This window comes from Methylobacterium sp. BTF04, from assembly GCF_010692745.1.
GTDB lineage: Bacteria > Pseudomonadota > Alphaproteobacteria > Rhizobiales > Beijerinckiaceae > Methylobacterium.
Genome location: NZ_JAAHTB010000125.1, coordinates 1 through 3,083 on the forward strand (window position 1 = coordinate 1; position 3,083 = coordinate 3,083).

At 66.7% G+C, this 3,083-nt stretch carries 4 protein-coding genes; all 4 read right to left on the bottom strand.

From position 1 onward, the window contains the following. The coding region (locus G3T14_RS23555) for a host specificity factor TipJ family phage tail protein (RefSeq protein WP_246733524.1) at window positions 1–2,032 on the bottom strand (2,032 nt) is incomplete at its 3' end. Between the two features lie 3 nt (window positions 2,033–2,035). Beyond that, window positions 2,036–2,434: a glycoside hydrolase gene (locus G3T14_RS23560; protein WP_163644921.1), complete on the bottom strand. Its 399-nt coding sequence runs from the start codon at window positions 2,432–2,434 to the stop codon at window positions 2,036–2,038. Continuing rightward, entirely contained in the window at window positions 2,431–2,700 is a 270-nt protein-coding gene (locus G3T14_RS23565; RefSeq protein ID WP_163644922.1) for a hypothetical protein, read from the bottom strand. Before G3T14_RS23565 ends, G3T14_RS23560 begins: the two co-directional genes overlap by 4 nt. 9 nt (window positions 2,701–2,709) lie before the next feature. After that, the coding region (locus tag G3T14_RS23570) for a DUF1833 family protein (RefSeq protein ID WP_204263035.1) at window positions 2,710–3,083 on the bottom strand (374 nt) is incomplete at its 5' end.

Genomic DNA, 3,083 nt, shown 5'->3' on the forward strand with positions numbered 1-3,083 from the left:
CCACGCCCGCGCGGCGGCGGGCGTCGAGGAACCACGGGTCGACGAGGATGGAATCACCGCGCTTGTAGATCCGGCCTTCCATCTCGACGCCGAAGGGCGCCGTCTGCCGCCGAAAAGCGCCGGCTGCAGCCCGCCATTTCGTCAGGTGGTTGGCGTGGGCGAACGACCGGACACCGGTCCAGCGCTGGCGCGTCGGCGTGAGGGAAGCCTCGCCGTAGATCGCCGTCGTCTGGTTTGGGTTGCGATAGTCCCCGTCCTGGTCGAACTCGCCGATGACGTGGCCGGCGCCGGCCGCCGTATCGAGGTCGAACACCAGCTGCGTGGAGCCCTTCAGCATCTGCCGGGGCGTGATGACGTGGCGACGCACGGACTTCGGCTCGTCGCGCACCAGCGACCAGTACCGGCCGAGATGGACCGGCTCGGCCCGCATCGGCAGGAGTGCGGTGGCGGCGGCCTCGTAGACCGAGATCGGCCCGCGGATCGTCCCGTCGAAGGTATCGAACTCGGTGAGCAGATTCGCGTAGCCGAGCGCCGTCCCGAGATCGAGTTGGCTGTCGGGGATCGCGCCGCCGTAATCCTGGTTGCGCATGATGTCGAGGAAGGCCCACACGGCCTTCGAGGTCTCGAGTTCGACCCAGGCGTTGCCGGTCCAGACCGGGATGATCGCGGCGGCATCGACCTCGATCTCGCCAAAAGCCGCGGCCTGACTGCCTTTGGTTGCGTAGATCCGCAGGCAGACCTCTGTGACGCCGGGTCGGATCGCGGCGTCGGCAACCCAGCCCGAGGCCGCATCCCACTGCGCCGCATCGATCGTGGCGTTGCCCGTGGTGCTGTTGCTGGTATCGGGCTGGACGTTGCGGCCGCGCACCGCGTAGCGACCGGGAGGCACGTCCTTGAATCGGGTGTAGCGCAGCGGGTGCGTGGCGAACCGTGCGCCCTCGACGCCGGAGTTGCCGTTGTAGAGCACCTGCCAGGGGCCGACGATGACGCCGCTCTCGTCGATGGCCGCGTATTCGAAATAGACCGCCCAGGCGCCGGGCTGATTGGCACGCGTCGTCCCGCTCTTGAGGAAGTCGGTTCGGGCAATGCCCTGCGGAAACTGGAAATCCACCTGCAGGCGACTGACCAGGGCGCCACGCTGATTGATGAAGAACGGTCCGGCCACGGACGGGATCTCGGCCGGCCGCGGCAGCATTCCGCCAACGCCCGCTGCGGCGATGTTGGAGTTGGGCACCAAGGTCGAGGCCGTGCCGTTGACGAACTCGACGGCGTTCCGAGCGTCATCGAAGGGCGCCAGGAAACCGCCACCCTCCGTCCAGATCGCCTGCTTGCCGGCGCGGATGGCATAGGGCCGATACCGCCCGAGACCGATGGTCTGGCGCTTGAACAGGATCTGGTCATCGCCGTCGTACTGGCTGAAATCCGGCTGTGACAGGTCCGGCTTCATCCACGATCGACCATAGCCGCGAGGGATGCGATCCCCGGGCTTTGGCAGGTTGCCGCCCCCGGCCACACCGTAAATCTGCGTCGTGTCGGTGGCTTGCTTATTGGCCTTCGAGCGAGAGGCGATCGAGAGCAGGGCCGTACCGCCGAGGACGAGGCCGGCGGTGATGAACGTGCCGGCGGTGGCGCCGAGGCCGAGCGCGCCAGCTGCAGCGATACCGAGCGGTCCGGCGAACGCCACCAGCGCCACGGCCGCGATGCCGAGCGCGATGCTGAGCGGGCTTTTCTTCGAGCCACCCGAGGATGCGCCGCCGCCACCACGCGGCAGGTAGACAACGACCACGATGGCATCGGCCGGCAGGTAGCGGCGCGGCCACGGTTTCACGTTGCCGGCCTTGTCGCGCCCACGAACCACCCACGCCTCTTCGATCGGCTGCAGCGGATCACGCGCCCGCTGGACCGCGACCATGTGCGGTCGCGAGCGGTCGACGTGCCGACCGATCACCTGCGAGAGGCGACGCCGATCCGAGGCAAGCGCTCGCGGCGGCGCAAGTTGCTTGCCCGCTGCGTTCAGGGTGAGGAGGTGCATGGGCTACCGGATCGGGACGTAGAACTCGGTCCGCCAGTTGCGGACGGTCAATTCGAACAGGCTGTCGAAGGTCACCCCGTGATCCTCGTCGGTGTGGAAGACGCCGCCGAGATCGAGGTTGAGGTACGTGCCGGCATGAATCGCGCGGGCATGGGCGCCATGCTTGTGCATCAGGACGATGGCGCCGTTCTCGGGCTGTGCGACCTCGCGCCAGTTCCGGCGCTCCGTGTGGCCGTGGAAGGCCCGCACGAGCTCGCGTGCGTTCAGAGCGCCTTCGATCAGCACCGCCGGCACGTCGCGGCCGAAGAGATCCCGCTGCGTCTCCCTCACCAATGTCCAGCAATGCTCGGTCGCGGTGTAGGGGCGGCCCTGGCGCTCGGAGACGTACGCGGCAGGCGTCACTGCGCGGACGCCAACGGGGTAGCGACGAGACCGAGACTTGGAACCTTCAGGGTATAGCCATCGAAAGACAGGAGTGGTGGGAGGCTCTCGCTGGAGGTGATGTGGAACTGATGAGCGTCGACAACTAATCGGTGTGAACCGTCCTGTAGAATTTCGAGGTAGTCGATCGGAGATAGCTTCACGTCGGGCTTGATGGCGGCAGCAACGATGGCCGGAACAGCAATCGGCGCGGCACCGAAGAAGGCCAAAAGGGAGCGACGGTTCATGGTGGTCTCCTATGAATTCCAAAGCCCAGGATAGGTATCGAGGTCGTAGGTCCGCCGCGGAAACGCCTGCGTCGCGATCTCTGCGAAGGTCAGTTCACCCTCGGCTGAAGCACCGCCGAGCGTGACGCGCTTTAGCTCCAGGCCCTCGATCATATCGACCACCGTCGTCAGGTCGTCGCCGAGATAGGCCCGGTACGTCACTCGGATCGCGCTGGTGGCCTGCTTGAGATACGGCAGGATGCGACCGGACACGTTGTCGATCGAGAGCTTCGCGGGCGTCGGGCCGTTGTCCTCAAAGCCTGGCGGCGTGTAGGTGAAAGCGCAGGCAATGGCCCAAACGCGGCGGCCGTCCTCCAGCGTGATCTCCACATCGTCCTCGATGC